Origin of the sequence: Bacteriovorax sp. Seq25_V, from assembly GCF_000447795.1 — a bacterium.
Classification (GTDB): Bacteria; Bdellovibrionota; Bacteriovoracia; order Bacteriovoracales; family Bacteriovoracaceae; genus Halobacteriovorax_A.
In genome coordinates, this window is record NZ_AUNI01000016.1 from 40,934 (window position 1) to 58,012 (window position 17,079).

Sequence of the window (17,079 nt, forward strand, 5' to 3'; positions counted from 1 at the left end):
TTTATATTAAATGGAGTTAAAATATTCTAAAATTCCGGCCTGCATTTTTTCCTCAATCTCGCTGATTGAGATTGAAAGCTTCTCTTTTAAGAAAGGAATAAAATCTCTTGGTAGACCAGAACGGAAAATACTCTGTCCACCTTGATAATTAATTTTAAGAGCAACAGCATGAAGAGCGTGGCGATGAAACTCCATCAACTCATGATCTTCAGGTGTTGCATAATTATCTTTAAAGCGTTGAAACATCTTGAAACTTCCAAGATAGAGCTTATCACCAACCAGTGGAAGTCCCCTTACCATCGCATGAACGCGGATCTGGTGCTGACGACCACTTTGTGGAAAGGCCAGACCTAGAGCATAACCATTTTCACGGTATATAACTTTAAATTTTGTATGGGCCTGCTTTCCTTCATGGGAGTCTTCAGGATAATGATCGATATAGACTCTCTTAAGCCCCGTATCTCCTGCCCCAAGCCTCTCTTTTGATTCAAAATACTCACGGCCATCATAGGTTTCATTTTCTTTTGAAATAAAGAAATAACACTTCTTCACCTTATCATGAAAGAACTCTTCACCAAGGGTATTTGATGTTTCAGGATTCTTTCCAAGTAGCATCACGCCTGATGTTTCACGATCAAGCCTGTGAATGCTGTGGATTGTCTGATTATACTTTTCACCAAAATAAACAGTCGCACAGTAAAAAAGATGTGATCCTGTCGGGTGGGCGGCCATGTAAGCAGGCTTTGCAATGACGATTAAATTCTTGTCTTCATAAAGAACTTCAGGGTGCTCATCTTTTTCAAGTAACTCCCCATTCCAGTACTCATCTTCTTGAGTAGTATTTGGAACTGTAAAAGTTAGTTCTTCTTGATAATGTAAAATAGTCGATGGGCGATGCTTCCCCTCGCGATTATGAATAACAACATCGCCGGCCTTGATGCGTTTTTTGATTTCTTGACGCGACCAGGTCTCCAAGTAAATTTGTAGAAACTGGTCAAGGCGCATTCCCTCGTGACTTTCTTCAACGTAGTAAGTCGCTTGATATTTTTCAGTGGTGAATGATTTCCTTAGTATGGCCATAACCCACCATATTTAGCTTATTTATGATGGCTTGTGAATTAGAAAAACGAAAAAGGCCCCGTCAATGACGAGGCCCTTTATATAATACTCTACTTTAAATTTATTTATTAAAGATCGATACTTAGAAGCTCTGGAAGGATAACGTTTTCAAGGTTAGATCCTGGAGTTCCAATGTGAGCAGATACTTCTTCGATTAGCTTTTCTCTAGCAGCTGAATCTTCTTTAGCAGCTTCGAAATCTGCAAAAGTTTTACCAGTGAAGTGCTCGATATTCTTAGCAATTGCTTGTTGATCTTCAGCTCTTAGCTCACCATTTGAAGAGCTCTCAAGCATTTTCTTAACTTCTTTTTCCATTGTTACAAGAGAAAGTGCTTTCTCTGCTGGAATTTTAAAAGCAACAGAGTAGTCAGAAGCTTTCTTAAACATTTCTAGGTCTTCTTTGTTTGCTGCCATAAGACCAGTATCTGTTGTTTGTTGCTCATCTTCGTATAGGTCACCTGTGATGATCCCTTCGTATACATATTCATCATTAAGAACATCATATCCGTAAAGATCTACGATTTCGTAGTTGTCACCCCAAGCATCACCGATAAATCCAAAGTCAAATTCATCATCCGCTTGTACATCTCTAAACTCACGTGCAAGTGAAGAGTTGCTTGAGTAGTAATCCCAATAAGAAAGTGTCTTAAGGTAATAAACGTCTACTGCAACGTACTCGTCATATTTACCATCATAATATACAAACCAACCATCTTTTAAAGATGCCCACTCGTCCTTTTCCATTGTGTTATACGGAGTATAAGCTGGATCAGTATTGTTTAGTGCGTTTACAAACTGTTGCCCATTGATTGATGGAGAAGTATATTTTCCATAAGTAGAAGTAGAACCACCTCCACCTCCGCCACCACCACATGACGCTAGCATGATTGCAGTTGTTGATAGTAGTGCTAAATTCTTAAGTGTCTTAGTCATTTTTTTCTCCATTGAATCCCTCTCTCCTATAAATAGTTTCTTGTTATGTGTGCGCGATAAATGAAAAACATTTTCAACACAGTGTGTATAACGTAGAAACTTCATGTTTGAAACGTAAGTGTAAAACTTATATACAATCCCCGTGCCAAAATTAGATAAGATATTGGAATGACTTTGACACCATTAATGCAAAGCGCACGAGTAAATAGTGGAGTCATTTAGTCACCGTTCAAGATTTTGGAACCGAAATGACCCCAAAAAGTTCAATATTTTTAGACACATAGCACATAAAATAAGTCTTTCAAGACGTAATAAAAGGAAGTAATATTTCATATATTTTATTTTTGTAATATAAGGTCACCAATGCAAAAAATTGAAGATGAACTATTCGATTTACTCCCTCACTTTGAGAGTTTCTTCTCTCGTGTGGGCTTTAAAAGAATTGATGGTGCAATTTTTGGACTACTAACCTTTTCTAAAGATGCATTAAGCTCTGAAGAAATTGAGAAGGTCTTAAATCTTTCACAAAGTGCAGTGTCACAATCTTTAAAGACGCTAACTTTATACTCAATGATTGAGACTCATGATCACAAAGAAATAAAGAGGCTAAAACTTCACACGGTAAAAGAGGATGCTATTCAAATTGTTTCAAGTGTCATTAGAAAGCGTGAGCTTGGTCATCTACAAGAATTTGAAAAGATGAGCATGAAGGCCCTTCAAATAGTTGGAGATGAAAAAAGAAAGTCGCGACTAGGCTCAATTCTTGTAACAACGCAATTTGCGAAAACAGTGAGTCAATTTCTTGTTGACCTCACAGATGAGATTGAAAACCCATACCCTATCATTGAAAAGCTTCCACAGGTATTTAATCTTTTAAAGACTAATATGCCACACCTTGGAAATGCAAAAGAACAAATACAGAACAAAATTATGGGGAAGCTTGGTAACTGGCTTTCAAATGGAGATATCAGATGAATTTATCAAGAGTTGTAATTACAGGTGTAGGATTAACTGCGCCAAATGGTAATAACCTACAAGAGTATAGAAAAGCTCTACTTGAGCAAAAATCAGGAATCACGGAGAAAGAAGTCCGCTTCATGGGTAAAATTCCTGTTGGCGAATGTAACTTCGATGAAGAAAAACATCAGAAGAAAAAAATGAGAAGACGTGGAACGAGAGTTGGTGCGATTTCTGTATATTGTTCTAAAGAAGCTTTAGACGACGCGGGAATTAATTTAGCGCAAACAGATGTTTCAAGAGTTGGAATCTATCTTGGTATCACTGAGCATGGGCCAGTTGAAACAGAAGAAGAACTTTTCCAATTCTATAAAAATAACGAAGAAAATACAAAACTTTGGACACATCATCATAATCCAAGAACAGTTGCAAATAACCCGGCAGGAGAAGTTTCTCTAAACCTTGGAATCACTGGTCCTCACTACACAATTGGTGCGGCATGTGCGGCAGGAAATATGGGAATTATTCAGGCCGTTCAGATGCTTCAACTTGGAGAAGTAGATCTTGCACTGGCCGGCGGTGTTTCAGAATCATCAAATAGTTTTGGAAACCATGTTTCATTCATGGCCCAAGGAGCACTAGCAGATAATCCAACAGATCAGTCAATGGCATCGAAGCCGCTTGATAAAGATAGAAATGGAATTGTTATCTCTGAAGGTGGGGCTGTTTATACACTAGAAAGACTTGAAGATGCTATCGCTCGTGGGGCAAAAATCTACGGAGAGATTGTTGGTTACCATAGTAATAGTGATGCAACGGATTTTGTACTTCCTAATCCAACAAGACAACTTGAATGTATGAAAGCAGCTATTGCAAAAGCAAAAATTGAAAAGAATGAAATTGATATCGTTAACCTTCATGCAACAGGAACTCAAATGGGAGATATCCAAGAAATGAAGGGAATTATAGAAATGTTCGCAGATAGTCCAAATACAAAAGTAAACTGTACAAAAGGACTTATTGGACACTCAATGGGAGCTGCCGGAGCTCTTGAACTTGCAGGAAATCTTCCAAGCTTTAGCGACAACCTTATCCACCCATGCCACAAGATAGAGAATCTTGATCCAGAGTGTGCATTTGATGGACTAGTTCTCGATAAACCAATTACAAGAGAAGTAAATTATATTCTTAATAGTTCATTTGGAATGTTAGGAATAAATTCAGTACTAATCGTAAAAAAATATCATAACTAATTAAAACAGGAGTAGAAAATGACAGCTGAAGAAGTAAGAAAAATCGTATTAGACATTATCGCAGACATCGCAGTTGACGACGACGTAAATGATATTGTTGATGAAACACCACTTAGAGAACAACTTGATCTTGATTCAATGGACTTCCTTGATATCGTAATGGAACTTAAGAAAAGACACCAAGTAGAAGTTCCACAAGAAGATTACGGACAACTAGCATCAATGAGCAGTTGTGTTGCTTACTTAACACCAAAATTCCAATAATTATTTGAAGTAGCAGGGAGGTTTGCCTCCCTGTTTTCTTAAGGCCTTTATGAAGCAAAAGTACGATACAATTATTATAGGCGCAGGAATGAGCGGCCTGGCAGCTGGCATAAGACTGGCGATGTATGGGAAGAAAGTTGTTATCCTCGAGAAGCATTTTATCTCAGGGGGACTTAACTCTTACTACCAAAGAGGAAAGAGAAAATTCGACGTTGGTCTACACGCGATGACAAACTTTGTTGAAAAAGGAACAAAGGCAAAACCTCTAACGAAACTATTAAAACAATTACGTATAAGATATGAAGAATTAGAACTTAGTGAACAATCGACTTCTCTAATTAAGTTTAAGTCTGAATCAATGCACTTTTCGAATGATTTTGAATTACTCACAAGCGAAGTGGCCAAAAAATTCCCACATGAAATTGACGGTTTCATAAAGTTTGTAAAGCATATTGAAGACTTCAATGAAGTGGCCCTTGATAATGAAACATTCATGGCAAAAGATGTCGCCAGAAATTTTTTAAAGGACAATCTCTTAATCGAGATGATCTTTGCTCCCCTATTGATTTACGGATCGGCATGGGAGAATGATATGGACTTCTCTCAATTTGTTATCATGTTTAAAAGTATTTATTTAGAAGGTTTTTGTCGCCCAGATGGAGGTGTTCGCACAGTCATCAATCTTCTTTTAAAGAAGTATGAAGAACTTGGGGGAGAACTTCGTTTCAAGGCCGAAGTTTCAAGCATAGATCATAGAGACGGAAAAATTCAAAGTGTCACACTAAAAAATGGCGATATTCTAGAGACAGAAAAAGTAATCTCAAGCATGGGACACCCTGAAACCATGGCAATTACAGGAGAGACGAGTAAGGGACTACCAGAAGTTGGTCCACTGACTTTTTGTGAGTCTATTCTTTGTCTCGATAAGAGACCTGCTGATCTTGGAATTAATGAAACAATTATTTTCTACAATGACAGTGATATTTACGAATATAAGTCACCTCAGACATTCTATGACAATAGAAGTGCTGTTATTTGTTTTCCAAATAATTTTAAAAACGACACAAGTGATGAGGGAATTGCGAGGGTAACTTATATTGCTAATTATAAATTCTGGAAAGAACTTGAAAGAAAAGAGTACCTTGCGAAGAAAGAAATTCTGGCACAGGACTCATTTAATACAATAAAGAGTTGCTTCAATCAATTTGAGGCAAAAGTCTTATTTAAAGATGTCTTCACTCCAACAACAATTGAAAGATATACTGGTCACTTTGGTGGAACTGTCTATGGCTCAACGGATAAGCTTAGAAATGGCAAAACTCATATCGAAGGGCTTTATCTTTGTGGAACCGACCAGGGATTTCTTGGAATCGTGGGTTCGATGTTAAGTGGGATTTCAATGGCAAATCTTCACGGATTAATGGAATAGAAACAAGGAAAGATAATGAAGTTTAAAAATGTCGTCATCGAAGATTTTGCGACTTACCTCCCAGAGGAATATATTACAAGCGCTGATCTTGAAAAGATGCTTGAGCCTATTTATACGAGACTAAAGCTTCCTGCGGGAAGACTTGAGCTGATGACGGGAATTGAAAAGCGTGGAGTATGGCCCGCCGGAACTCTCCCAAGTAGCTTATCTTCGGCCGCGGCGAATAATCTCTTTAGAAAAGGTAAAGTAAAAAAAGAAGATATTGACCTTCTTATTCACGGTTCTGTTTGTCGTAATTTTTTAGAGCCATCGACGGCTTCAATCATTCACGGAGATCTTGAGCTTAATGAAAATTGTACAATTTTTGATCTTTCAAATGCTTGCCTTGGCGTGATGAATGCATTTGTTGTCGCTGCCAATATGATTGAGCTTGGACAGATTAAAAGAGCACTCATTGTCTCTGGAGAAAATGGCGCTCCTCTTTTACATGAGACGGTCAGAAGATTAAACACTGACGAAACAATCACAAGAAAATCAATTAAGAAGTACTTTGCTAATTTAACGATTGGTTCAAGCGCCTGTGCCTTTGTATTAACGAGTAAGGATCTGTGTCCCGATGGTCACGAAATTTGTGGAGGAGCAATCCTTACAGATTCCACGGCCAATAAGCTTTGCCAAGGAGATGGTGATCCTAACTCATTATTTATGGAAACAGATTCTGAAGCCTTATTAGAACATGGAAAAATTCTTGCGGATAAGACATGGTCAAAAGCGAAAGAAAATCTTTCTTGGTCTAATAATGACGTTGATCTTGTAATCGGTCACCAAGTAGGGAAGGCCCACAAGGAAATTGTCCTCTCAAGACTTGGACTTGATAAACATGGTACCTATGATTCATTTCCATTTCTTGGAAATACAGGTTCAGCTGCGCTTCCAACGACATTAATATTAAAACATGAAAATACACCAATTAAAAAAGGTGAAAGAATTGCATTAGTAGGAATTGGCAGTGGCCTATCTTCTCTTGCACTAGGAGTTAAGTGGTAATGCAAACACAACAATTACAAGAGACAACTTGGAAGACACAATATCCATTTAAAAGTAACTTCTTGAACATAGATGGGGTTAAACTTCACTATATCGATGAAGGACAGGGCGAAGCGGTGATTATGCTTCACGGAAACCCAACATGGTCATTTTTCTATAGAAATGTTGTTAATGAATTAAAAAAAAATCACCGTTGTATTGTTCCTGACCATATTGGTTGTGGGCTTAGTGATAAACCACAAGATTATGATTACACACTAGAGAATCATATTTCAAATATCTTAAAACTCATTGAAGAGCTTAAGCTTGAAAGTTTCTCACTTATCGTTCACGACTGGGGCGGAGCAATCGGAATGGGAGTGGCCACTCGCCTACCAAGTAAAGTTAAGCGCATGACCATAATGAATACGGCGGCCTTTCTTTCGCAGGAAATTCCATTCTCAATCTCAATTTGTAAGCTCCCATTAATTGGAGAGAAAATTGTAAGAAACTTCAATGCATTTGCATGGCCTGCAACTTTTATGGCCGTGGAAAAGAAGCTTCCAAAAGAAATTAAAGAAGGTTTTCTTCATCCATATAATAACTACGAAAATAGAATTGCGACAGCGAGATTTGTAAAAGATATTCCTCTCAATACTAATCACGTAAGCTTCAATACACTAAAAGAAATTGAAGAAAAGCTACCAACAGTTACTTGTCCAAAACTCTTCTTATGGGGTGCAAAGGACTTCTGTTTCACACTCAACTTCTTAAAGCGCTGGAGAGATTTCTTCCCAAGTGACAAGTATGTAATTCTAGAAAATGCAGGTCACTATCTTATGGAAGATGAGACCGAAAGATGCATGCAAGAGATCAAAGGATTCTTTAATGAACATAGCCAGTCGAATTGAAGCACAGGCAAAACTTAGACCACAGCAGATAGCTGTTAAATTCCCCAAAAAACTTGGGGATGATACTTATTTATATAAGTCTCTTACATTCAAAGAGCTAAATGATAGAAGTAGTCACTACGCCTCTTATCTTAGAGATCAAGGAATCGTAAAAGGAAACAAGGTTCTTCTTTTCGTTAGGCCCTCACTTGATTTCTCTGCTCTCGTTTTTGCAATCTTCAAACTAGGTGCGGTACCTGTTTTAATTGATCCAGGTATGGGAAGAAAGAATCTTATTACAGCGATCAAGCAAGTAGCCCCAGATGCACTAATGGCAGTTCCAGAAGTTCACTTCATGAGAATCTTTTTTAAAGAGGCATTTGCAGGAATCAAAACTTTTATTTCAACAGGAATTGCTTTTAATAAAGATACACATACACTTCGAAAAATGAAGAAGGCCACACCGAAGGAGTTTATCACAGAACAGTGCGATCCTGAAGATATGGCAGCAATACTTTTTACTTCTGGGGGTACAGGAATTCCAAAGGGAGTTGTTTACACCCATAAGATCTTTAATAAGCAGACAGATATTTTACAAGAGATGTTTTCTTTAACAGATAAGGATATTGATCTACCAGGTTTTCCACTATTCTCATTCTTTACAATGGCCATGGGAATGACAAGCTGTATCCCGGATATGAATCCATCAAAGCCGGCAAAGTGTAAACCAATGGCACTAGTTCAAAATATTGCAGATAATAATGCTACATTTGTCGCTGGTTCGCCTGCCATTTGGGAGAGGGTCGCTGATTACTGTCTTGAAAATAATCTTATCCTTCCAAGCGTGAAGTATCTTGTGATGTTTGGTGCACCTGTTCGTGTTGAGCTTCACAAGAAACTACAACGAGTTCTTACCAATGGAACTACATATACTCCTTACGGAGCAACAGAGGCCCTTCCAATCTCAAACGTTAGTGGAAAGTATATTCTAGAAAATACGGCTAAACTCTCAAATGATGGAAATGGAACCTGTATTGGGACACCGGCTCCAGGTATTGAAATTAAAATTATCAAGGCCCATGATCGCGTCATTACCTCATTTGAAGACATCGAAGAAGTGTCTTCTAATCAAGTTGGCGAAATCATCGTTCGTGGAGATGTGGTAACGAAAGAATATTACAAAATGCCTGATAAAGCTCTTGAGGCGAAAATCAAAGATGGAGACACTTTCTGGCACAGAATGGGGGATGTCGGCTACTTTGATGAACAAGGTAGACTTTGGTTTATGGGGCGCAAGATTCATCGTCTTGAGCTTGAAGATCAAATCAAGTACTCAATTCCTGTCGAGGCAATCTTTAACAATCACCTACTCGTAAGACGTTCAGCACTCGTAGGAATACAAAAAGACGGAAAGATGAAACCAGCGATCGTTATTGAGCCTAATGAAAAGTACTACCATCAGTATCAGTTCAAAAAAGATCTGATGCAACTTGGTAGTCGCTATAAACATACTCAAGATATTGAAAATATCTACTTTATGGAAAAGTTTCCAGTTGATATTAGACATAATATTAAAATCGATAGAAAGCTCATTGAAAAGCTTGTGAACGCAGGAAAAGTGAAGTGAAGATTTTAATTACAGGGGCAACAGGCTTTCTTGGATTACATATTGCTGAAGAGCTAAAAAAAGAAGGACATGAAGTAGTTAACTTTTCACGTTCTCACACAAAAGAACTTGATGCCATTGGTGTTTCAACAATTCAAGGTGATCTTTCAAATGTAACTGATGTTCAACATGCCCTCTCACAAAACTTTGAAGCTATTTTCCATGTCGCTTCCAAAGTTGGAATGTGGGGAAAATGGGAAGAGTTTTATCGTATCAACTTTGAAGGCACTAAGAATCTATTTGATGAGGCTAAGAATTGTGGAGTAAAGTACTTTGTCCACACAAGTACTCCAAGTGTTGTTTTTGGAAAAGATGCTATTGAAGGAGCCAATGAGTCACTTGGGTACCCGAAAGAATACTTGAGCTATTATGCTAAGAGCAAGGCGATGGCCGAAGAATATATCTTAAACGACAATAGTCCAATTAAAAGATGTGCTTTAAGACCACATCTTATTTTTGGAAAGCGAGATCAAAATATCATCCCACGCCTACTTGAAGCGAATAAAAATTCAAAACTTAAAATTATCGGTAATGGCTCTAACCTCGTTGATGTAATCCATGTGACCAATGCCACACATGCTCATCTACTGGCCTTTGAAGAGCTGCAAGGTGACGCTAAGAATAATCATAAGGCATACTTTATCGCTCAGGAAAAACCTGTAAATTTATGGAGCTTCATCAATTCTATTCTTGTACATAAAGGTCAACAACCCGTAACAAAAAAAGTCAGCATTAATACTGCTTATGCTATTGGTTACCTTGTTGAATTATTTTTAAAAACATTTAAAATATTCAATATACACCCGCCAATGACGAGGTTCGTGGCATTGCAACTTGGTACTTCGCATTACTTTTCACATGATAATGCAAAGAGAGATTTTAACTACTCTCCGGTAGTATCAATTGATGAGGCCATTAAAGACTTATAAGGATTGTTATGTCTAAGAAAGTTTTAATTGTTGATGATGAACAAGAAATCAGATCTCTTTTGAATTTAATTTTTGAAGAGATGGGTTTTGAACCAACTCTATGCAGCAATGGTAAAGAAGCATTCGACATCTTAGAGAAACAAGACTTTGATCTACTCTTCACTGACAATCAAATGCCAGTAATGTCGGGAGAAGATTTACTTAGAGAGATTGAAGGGACGAAAAACCCTGAAATGAAAATAATTCTTGCAACTGGAAAGTCCCTCTCCCTCATCCAGTTAGTTGAGGAGAATGACTTATACCTATCAGTTGATTACCTTCTGAATAAGCCGTACAGCCCAACGAAAATTGGTGATGCACTAGAAGAACTATTCGGCACTAGCAGGGGCGCGTAAATTATTTTCTAATTGGAATTGTGTAATAATATTTGCCTTCACTTTACCTTCGTTAAAATAATTCTTATATCCGGTCGCTCCATTAACAGTGGCCTGAAAATAGCCTTTATTATTAAAAGAACCAAAGATCTGGTGAAGCGAATTTACGGTTTCCACATTATTAACGAGATCATTTGAAAAGTCTTTAAAACGCCAAAGTGGTAGTGATTTATCACGTAAGTCCCCAGCGATTTTATTTTCTGTTTCCATACACTTTTGAATCATCACTTTTTTCTTGCTAGGCCTAAAAATATATTTCCATCTATATTTCTTACTACACTTCTTATAAACATATCCACCAAAGTTTACAGTGGTCCACTCTTTTAAAAAATTATTATAACTTCCATACAGCTGGTGCTTACAACCACCAAACAAGGACCTAAGCTTAGAAAAAATATTTTTTGACTTTGAACTACAGATATTATTTAAAATTGAAAATACATTAGAACTATTCTGCCTAATGAAAACTTCAAGATTTGTATTATCTAGCATAATCTGAGAATTAAATTCAGCAGGCGCAGTGATGGCATTATTAAATACAGCTTGAAACAGTGAGTAGCTATTAGTTCTATTTACAAGGCGATCTTTCATTGCACTCTTAACCTTGTCCTTGGCAAGCTTTGAGTTTTGATCAATTCGATAACGGTTACCTAGTTCAACAGTTAAGATATTATCAGCAAAAATATTAAAGTCTCGTTTCGTATTTAGAATATTTTCAGAGGCCTCGTAATTAATTGAAACGGTTTTACTTTCAACCTCTGTACGAGCTGCCAACTGTTCAAAACCAAGTAGTTTACCAAGGGCCGCAGTTAAAAGTTTAGAGAAGAAATTTTCTTTATAACTTAGCTTTTCATAGTTATGAGTGAAGAACTTAAAAACGACACCTTCTTTTAGAATCTCACTAAACTCAGTGGCAGCATTTCTAATACCACCCCAGATGAAGGCAAGAAATTTTGAAGTCTTCACTTCCTTCTGTCTCATTTCTTTAGTCTTAATATTGTCCGCAAGAATAGCATTATTATAATTTTTGAATTTTAGAACTTGTTCCACCTGTCCCATCACCTGACTGTCTGTTAGGTCTTGCTGGTAAAGAGAGAGATACGTCTTATAACTTCCTTCGTATGAGTACTCAAAGTCATACTGAAAAAGAGTGAGTTTTAAAAGTCCGAAGAAATCCATTAGAAGAGTAGCATTTGCACCTGCTTCAATACCTTTTGTATCTTCAGCAGTAAGTCTTAGAACTTCATTTTCTTCCTTCTCATCATCAGGCCCAAGCTTTTGAACCGTGACCTTAGACTTTTTGACAAAATTTGAATAGACACCAATTCCACCCGAAAAGTATGTTCCAATTGGAGCAGTGGCCATTCCTCCAGCTCCAAGCGTAAAAGAATCTTCCTTAGTCACATAGTCATAGTCGGAAAGTTGATGAAGACTTTCTGGTTTGAAGTATTTAAAAATGAAAAAGAGATGGTCAAACTTTGTCTGAAGACCATCACTCACATTATCTGCAAAGTGATTAAAGCGCATAGTTCTCTTATATGTAAGACCAGCATATGCGAGTAAGTTCTTGTCACTGATATTAATAACGTCCTCATTTTTAAGTTTCTTTAAAAATGCAGCGGCATCAATCTCAATAATCATTTCATCATTAACGATATACTTATCTTCAACAAATAATGCTGGTGCAATTGAGCGATTAAAAAGAACCTTGAAACTAGAAAAGTCATTGGCATGTTTCCAACCAACCATATTTGTTCCACCAAAGATTCCATTATTAATTGACTGGTCAGCTAAACGTGAACCGATTGTTTCATAATTAGTTTGATAGTGAGAAAGAATCTGACCATAAACATCAGAGTAGTTAGCAATGTTATTTGGATTGGTACTTGAAGCTTGCGAGTTTAATAATGCCTGCCCTAACTGAAAAGTAGAGAATTGTTGTGCAAATGAATTTAGAGAAAAGAACACTACAAGAATCGCTAGTATCTTCACTTTACACCCCCAACAGGCCCATAACTTTTGCCTGAGTGATGAAGTAGCTTAGAAGATCCAACGTGCAGCTAAAAGTAACTTCGATTATCCGTCAGGGAAAAATTATACAGACCTATCGGGAAAAGCGGTAATAACGGTTAAAGAAATAAGTTAGTCCTATTAATCCATATATTTATAGTCTAATTTTAATAGATTTTAACTATATCAACATATTCTTAATCGATTTCACCTATTCGAAAAAATGCTCGATAATCACTATATATCGAATCTAGGAGGATTTATGGCATTTGAAAGTATAGAAGGAAAGAAGGTTCCAACAACGAATTTCAAGATTCACAAGGATGGGTCTTTATCAGAACAAACACATGAAGAAATATTCAGTGGCAAGAGAGTGGTTATATTTGCACTACCTGGGGCATACACTCCGACGTGCTCTTCAACTCACCTTCCACGCTATAATGAATTAGCGAAGGTGATTAAGAAGCAAGGAATTGATGATATTTACGTTCTTTCTGTGAATGATCCATTTGTCATGAGTGCATGGATTAAGGATCAAAATGCTGAACACTTAAAAACAATTGCTGACGGGAATGGTGAATTTAGCGCAGGCCTTGGACTTCTTGTGGATAAGACAAATCTTGGCTTTGGAAAGCGATCGTGGCGTTACTCAATGGTTGTTAAAGATGGCGTCGTCGAGAAGGCCTTCATTGAGCCAGAGAAACCAGGTGATCCGTTTGAAGTTAGTGATGCAGATACAATGCTTAAATATTTAAATGATAAGGCAACACCACCTAAATCGATAACTTTATTCACAAGACCAGGTTGTCCACACTGTGTGCGTGCAAAAGAGATTTTCAAAGAACGCGATGAAAGCTTCAACGAAATTGTTCTTGGCCGTGACACCAACAACTCTGCCCTTTTTGCGATTACTGGAAAAACGAAGGTTCCACAAATCTTCATCGATGGTCAGCACATTGGCGGGCGTGATGATCTGGAAAAGTTCTACGGTTTAGATTAAATATATAAGGCCTTCGGGCCTTTTGCATCAGATATCAAACTACTAAACATAGTACCTTTATAGCAAAAGACAAAAATGTTATATCCACATTCCCTACTGTTGTTTAAAATAATGTAGAGGTAATTATGGAACTATCACTCATTCAATATGTAATACTTTTTGTCCTTGTCGGTTTTGCGGGCTTTGTAGACTCAATCGCCGGAGGCGGAGGTCTTATCACTATTCCTACATATATTTCCCTTGGTGTCCCATCAGAGTTAATTCTTGGAACTAATAAATGTGTCTCAACAACTGGTGGGACCATGGCAATTTTTCGCTACCTAAAAAGTAAGTCAATAAACTTACACGTAATGGTCTACGGAGTGATCGCTGGAATCATCGGTTCTTATACAGGCGCATACTTCAGTAAGTTTCTCGACAACCAAAAAATGGTTTATCTACTGATCATTCTTGTACCAGTAATTTTATATTTAAACTATAAGAGATCAAAAATTAAACCTGATCAAGTGAATGACCTCACAAAGAAACAGATGATCGCACGCATTGCTCTCATTGGTCTTGTCATTGGTTGCTACGATGGATTCTTTGGCCCTGGAACGGGGACATTTCTCATTATTTCAATTTCAATTTTTCTTCATATGGAAATGGTAAAGGCATCTCCAAATGCAAGAATCATCAATTTCTCAAGTAATATCTCTGCATTTATCTATTTTATCTTTAAAGGTGCGATTGCATGGAAAATTGCATCGGTGGCCATTTTTGGTTCACTACTAGGTAATTACTTAGGCTCAGGCCACGTGATTAAGGGAAATACAAAAGTCGTGTCGATTATATTTAATCTGGTACTTATTGCTCTACTCTTAAAATCATTTTTTGATCTCTACCACTCTTAATCGAGTGACTTTGTGTAGTATGTTCTCAAGATCTCAAAAATTGTCATAAGAACGACACAAATAACCGGCCCGTAAAATATTCCGGCCATGCCAAAAGTCATCATTCCGGCAATGATATAAAAGAGCATTAGCATCGAATCGACCTTGATTTTTTTACCTATAAAAGCAGGTTTAAACCAATTTTCAACGAGCGTAGAAGTCACAATTGTTACAGCAACAAGAATTAGACCCGAAGCGATACTGCCTTTTAATAAAAGATAAATCGCAGCAGGGACTGTAATAAAAGAAATTCCAACGAGTGGAATAAATGCCAAGACAATCATCAGAGTCGTCCAAAGAAACATTGAACCAAACCCTAAAACCAGCATCGTAAGCCCGCCGATTAACCCCTGAATCACTCCCCCAAGTCCATTACAAATAAGAGTCACGTAATTCATCTGATTAAACTTAGAAAGAAGTAACTCTTCAACGTCACTAGGCAGAGGAGAAATTGCAAAAACGTACTCTTTAAGTTGAGTTCCACGAGAAAAGAAGGAATAGATCATCATAATGAGTAGTATTAATTGAAAAATAAAATTTAACCCACTTCCAAGCAGTCCATTAAGCCACTTAAAAATATGGCCAGTGACTCCTTGAACTTTGGATAGAATCATATTGATAATATCTTCCATCGTTACAGAGATACCAATCTTATCAAGCACAACAAGAAGGTGATCTGTTAAGTGTTTCTTAGAGAGAATATCGGCCTTAAAGTTAGAAATATTTTCAGGCGTCGAAATCATCTGGTAAAAAGTAATAAGTTCCTTACTGATTCCAATAAGTAGAAGTACGATTGGAACAACAATCACAAGACTGATAAAAAGAGTCGTCAAGATTGCAGCGTTATTTTCAGAGACTTTAGTTTTGGTTTTGATATAAACATGGAGAGGCCAAAATGTACTTGCGATAATCGCAGAGAACATAAAAACCCCAAAGATTGGAGAGAGAAGATAGACGTTAAGTCCGATAAGTAGAAATAAAACTAAGAAGAAATAGGTACTCTGTATTTTTGAATTATTCACTTATTCCACCTCATGCGGTCTTTTAGAAATTTTTCTCGCCTCATAGTCAAAGAAGACAATCCCAGTCTTAGCTCGGGCAATTTCTTTTCCTGTCGTCTCATTTGTAAAGAGATAGAAAAAGTCCATACCATATTCATTAAGATCATCTAGGTATAATTTTACCGTGAGTTCATCTCCAAGGAAACCCTCACCTTTATAAACAATCGCTGCATCCGCCTGAATAATACTCTTCCCAAAGTAATTTAGTTCACTAAATCCAAGCGACTTCAGATAACGAATACGTGCCTCCTGACAGAGTGTCAGGATAGCATCATTTCCCATGTGTCCACCATAATTGATAAAGTTAACTGTCAGGCTAACTTTTGTTTCAAAAACTGGATGACTTTCAGGAATTTGAAGCTTAATTCGGGCCACTAGTTATTTCCTCTGACAACTGAAGAGTCAAAATGATTTGATCTCATTCCAGCGTCAACCAAAATACCAGTTGCATTAATCCCGCTTGAGCGAGGGCTTAGAAGGAAAGTAACAGTATCCGCAACTTCTGCTGTCACCAAGGCCTTCTTTCTCATTGTAAGCTTTTCAGCAAAGATATAACTATCAATATAACCAGGTATGCCCGCAGAAGCAGATGTCTTAAGAGGTCCCGCGCAAACAGCATTCACACGATTATACTTTGTACTTTCATTTTCTGATAAGCTCTTTGCAAGATATGAAACTGTTGCATCAAGCATCGCCTTAATAGGTCCCATATAGCCATAACTCGTCGCTTTCGTATCAGAGATTGAAATCGTTACAATGCTTGCGTCTTCCATTAGAATTGGGATAAGAGCATTTGTAAGTTCAACTAGCGAGAAAGATGAAATTTGTGTTGCTTCACTAAAATCTTCCCATGATGTTGCATGAAATGGAACTGGACGAGTTAAGTTTGCAAAAGCAATCGAGTGTAAAATCCCAGAAAGCTTAACATTCTTCTCATTAAGTACTGTGCAAAGTTCTGTCATCGAGTTTTGATTTTTCACATCAAGAATATAAATATCAGAATCAGGAAAGAGTTTTTCGACTCTTTCTTTATGCTCATCACTTTGAACAGTGAAAATAATTTCTGCACCGGCTTCAAGAAGATTTTTTGCACTAAAGTAAGCGACACTCTTCTTATTGGAAACACCTGTTACAAGAAATGTCTTATTATCAATATTTAAAAAGTTCATTTTTATCC

General features: G+C 37.3%; 17 protein-coding genes. 11 read left to right on the top strand and 6 right to left on the bottom strand.

Going from position 1 to position 17,079, the window contains the following annotated elements; translation table 11 throughout:
• Positions 1-6: 6 nt before the first annotated feature.
• Together M900_RS10365 and M900_RS10370 are read right to left on the bottom strand one after the other, a co-directional pair.
• Positions 7-1,080, bottom strand: coding sequence for an RluA family pseudouridine synthase (locus M900_RS10365; protein WP_021274812.1), 1,074 nt, complete (start codon positions 1,078-1,080; stop codon positions 7-9).
• A 107-nt stretch (positions 1,081-1,187) separates the two neighbouring features.
• Positions 1,188-2,051 carry a hypothetical protein gene (locus M900_RS10370; RefSeq protein WP_157680634.1) on the bottom strand — a complete coding sequence of 288 codons (864 nt, stop codon included), beginning with the start codon at positions 2,049-2,051 and terminating at the stop codon, positions 1,188-1,190.
• Between the two features lie 363 nt (positions 2,052-2,414).
• Here M900_RS10370 and M900_RS10375 point away from each other — a divergent pair, with 363 nt between their 5' ends.
• Genes M900_RS10375 through M900_RS10415 form a run of 9 tightly spaced genes read left to right on the top strand, consistent with a single transcriptional unit; the run spans position 2,415 to position 10,860 of the window.
• Positions 2,415-3,026 carry a GbsR/MarR family transcriptional regulator gene (locus tag M900_RS10375; RefSeq protein ID WP_021274849.1) on the top strand — a complete coding sequence of 204 codons (612 nt, stop codon included), beginning with the start codon at positions 2,415-2,417 and terminating at the stop codon, positions 3,024-3,026.
• The gene (locus M900_RS10380) at positions 3,023-4,261 is read left to right on the top strand and encodes a beta-ketoacyl synthase (protein WP_021274793.1); all 1,239 of its coding nucleotides are present in this window, start codon (positions 3,023-3,025) and stop codon (positions 4,259-4,261) included. Before M900_RS10375 ends, M900_RS10380 begins: the two co-directional genes overlap by 4 nt.
• A gap of 18 nt (positions 4,262-4,279) precedes the next feature.
• Positions 4,280-4,525, top strand: coding sequence for an acyl carrier protein (locus tag M900_RS10385; RefSeq protein ID WP_021274802.1), 246 nt, complete (start codon positions 4,280-4,282; stop codon positions 4,523-4,525).
• Between the two features lie 49 nt (positions 4,526-4,574).
• Complete coding sequence (locus tag M900_RS10390; protein ID WP_021274856.1) at positions 4,575-5,954, top strand: NAD(P)/FAD-dependent oxidoreductase; 1,380 nt, start codon at positions 4,575-4,577, stop codon at positions 5,952-5,954.
• 15 nt (positions 5,955-5,969) lie between these two features.
• Entirely contained in the window at positions 5,970-7,001 is a 1,032-nt protein-coding gene (locus M900_RS10395) for a 3-oxoacyl-ACP synthase III (RefSeq protein WP_021274828.1), read from the top strand.
• Positions 7,001-7,891 (top strand): alpha/beta fold hydrolase, encoded by an 891-nt coding sequence (locus M900_RS10400; RefSeq protein ID WP_021274797.1) that lies wholly within the window; start codon positions 7,001-7,003, stop codon positions 7,889-7,891. The genes M900_RS10395 and M900_RS10400 overlap by 1 nt, the downstream gene beginning before the upstream one ends.
• Complete coding sequence (locus tag M900_RS10405) at positions 7,869-9,497, top strand: fatty acid CoA ligase family protein (protein ID WP_021274837.1); 1,629 nt, start codon at positions 7,869-7,871, stop codon at positions 9,495-9,497. The genes M900_RS10400 and M900_RS10405 overlap by 23 nt, the downstream gene beginning before the upstream one ends.
• Positions 9,494-10,465 carry an NAD-dependent epimerase/dehydratase family protein gene (locus tag M900_RS10410; protein ID WP_021274807.1) on the top strand — a complete coding sequence of 324 codons (972 nt, stop codon included), beginning with the start codon at positions 9,494-9,496 and terminating at the stop codon, positions 10,463-10,465. Before M900_RS10405 ends, M900_RS10410 begins: the two co-directional genes overlap by 4 nt.
• An 8-nt stretch (positions 10,466-10,473) precedes the next feature.
• Complete coding sequence (locus M900_RS10415) at positions 10,474-10,860, top strand: response regulator (protein WP_021274799.1); 387 nt, start codon at positions 10,474-10,476, stop codon at positions 10,858-10,860.
• Here the strand turns inward: M900_RS10415 and M900_RS10420 are convergent.
• On the bottom strand, positions 10,834-12,891 hold the full coding sequence (locus M900_RS10420) for a hypothetical protein (protein ID WP_021274852.1): 2,058 nt from the start codon (positions 12,889-12,891) through the stop codon (positions 10,834-10,836). The genes M900_RS10415 and M900_RS10420 overlap by 27 nt on opposite strands.
• 280 nt (positions 12,892-13,171) lie before the next feature.
• On the opposite strand from M900_RS10420, the gene M900_RS10425 reads away from it, so the two are divergent.
• Both M900_RS10425 and M900_RS10430 read left to right on the top strand, forming a co-directional pair.
• A complete protein-coding gene (locus M900_RS10425; RefSeq protein ID WP_021274803.1) occupies positions 13,172-13,909 on the top strand; it encodes a glutathione peroxidase in 738 nt (245 codons plus the stop codon).
• A gap of 125 nt (positions 13,910-14,034) precedes the next feature.
• A complete protein-coding gene (locus M900_RS10430) occupies positions 14,035-14,802 on the top strand; it encodes a TSUP family transporter (protein ID WP_021274795.1) in 768 nt (255 codons plus the stop codon).
• On the opposite strand, the gene M900_RS10435 is transcribed toward M900_RS10430, so the two are convergent.
• Genes M900_RS10435 through M900_RS10445 form a run of 3 tightly spaced genes read right to left on the bottom strand, consistent with a single transcriptional unit; the run spans position 14,799 to position 17,071 of the window.
• On the bottom strand, positions 14,799-15,863 hold the full coding sequence (locus tag M900_RS10435; protein WP_021274798.1) for an AI-2E family transporter: 1,065 nt from the start codon (positions 15,861-15,863) through the stop codon (positions 14,799-14,801). The two genes, M900_RS10430 and M900_RS10435, sit on opposite strands and share 4 nt — an antisense overlap.
• The gene (locus M900_RS10440; RefSeq protein WP_021274825.1) at positions 15,864-16,277 is read right to left on the bottom strand and encodes a thioesterase family protein; all 414 of its coding nucleotides are present in this window, start codon (positions 16,275-16,277) and stop codon (positions 15,864-15,866) included.
• Positions 16,277-17,071 carry an enoyl-ACP reductase gene (locus M900_RS10445; RefSeq protein WP_021274843.1) on the bottom strand — a complete coding sequence of 265 codons (795 nt, stop codon included), beginning with the start codon at positions 17,069-17,071 and terminating at the stop codon, positions 16,277-16,279. Before M900_RS10445 ends, M900_RS10440 begins: the two co-directional genes overlap by 1 nt.
• Positions 17,072-17,079: the final 8 nt, after the last annotated feature.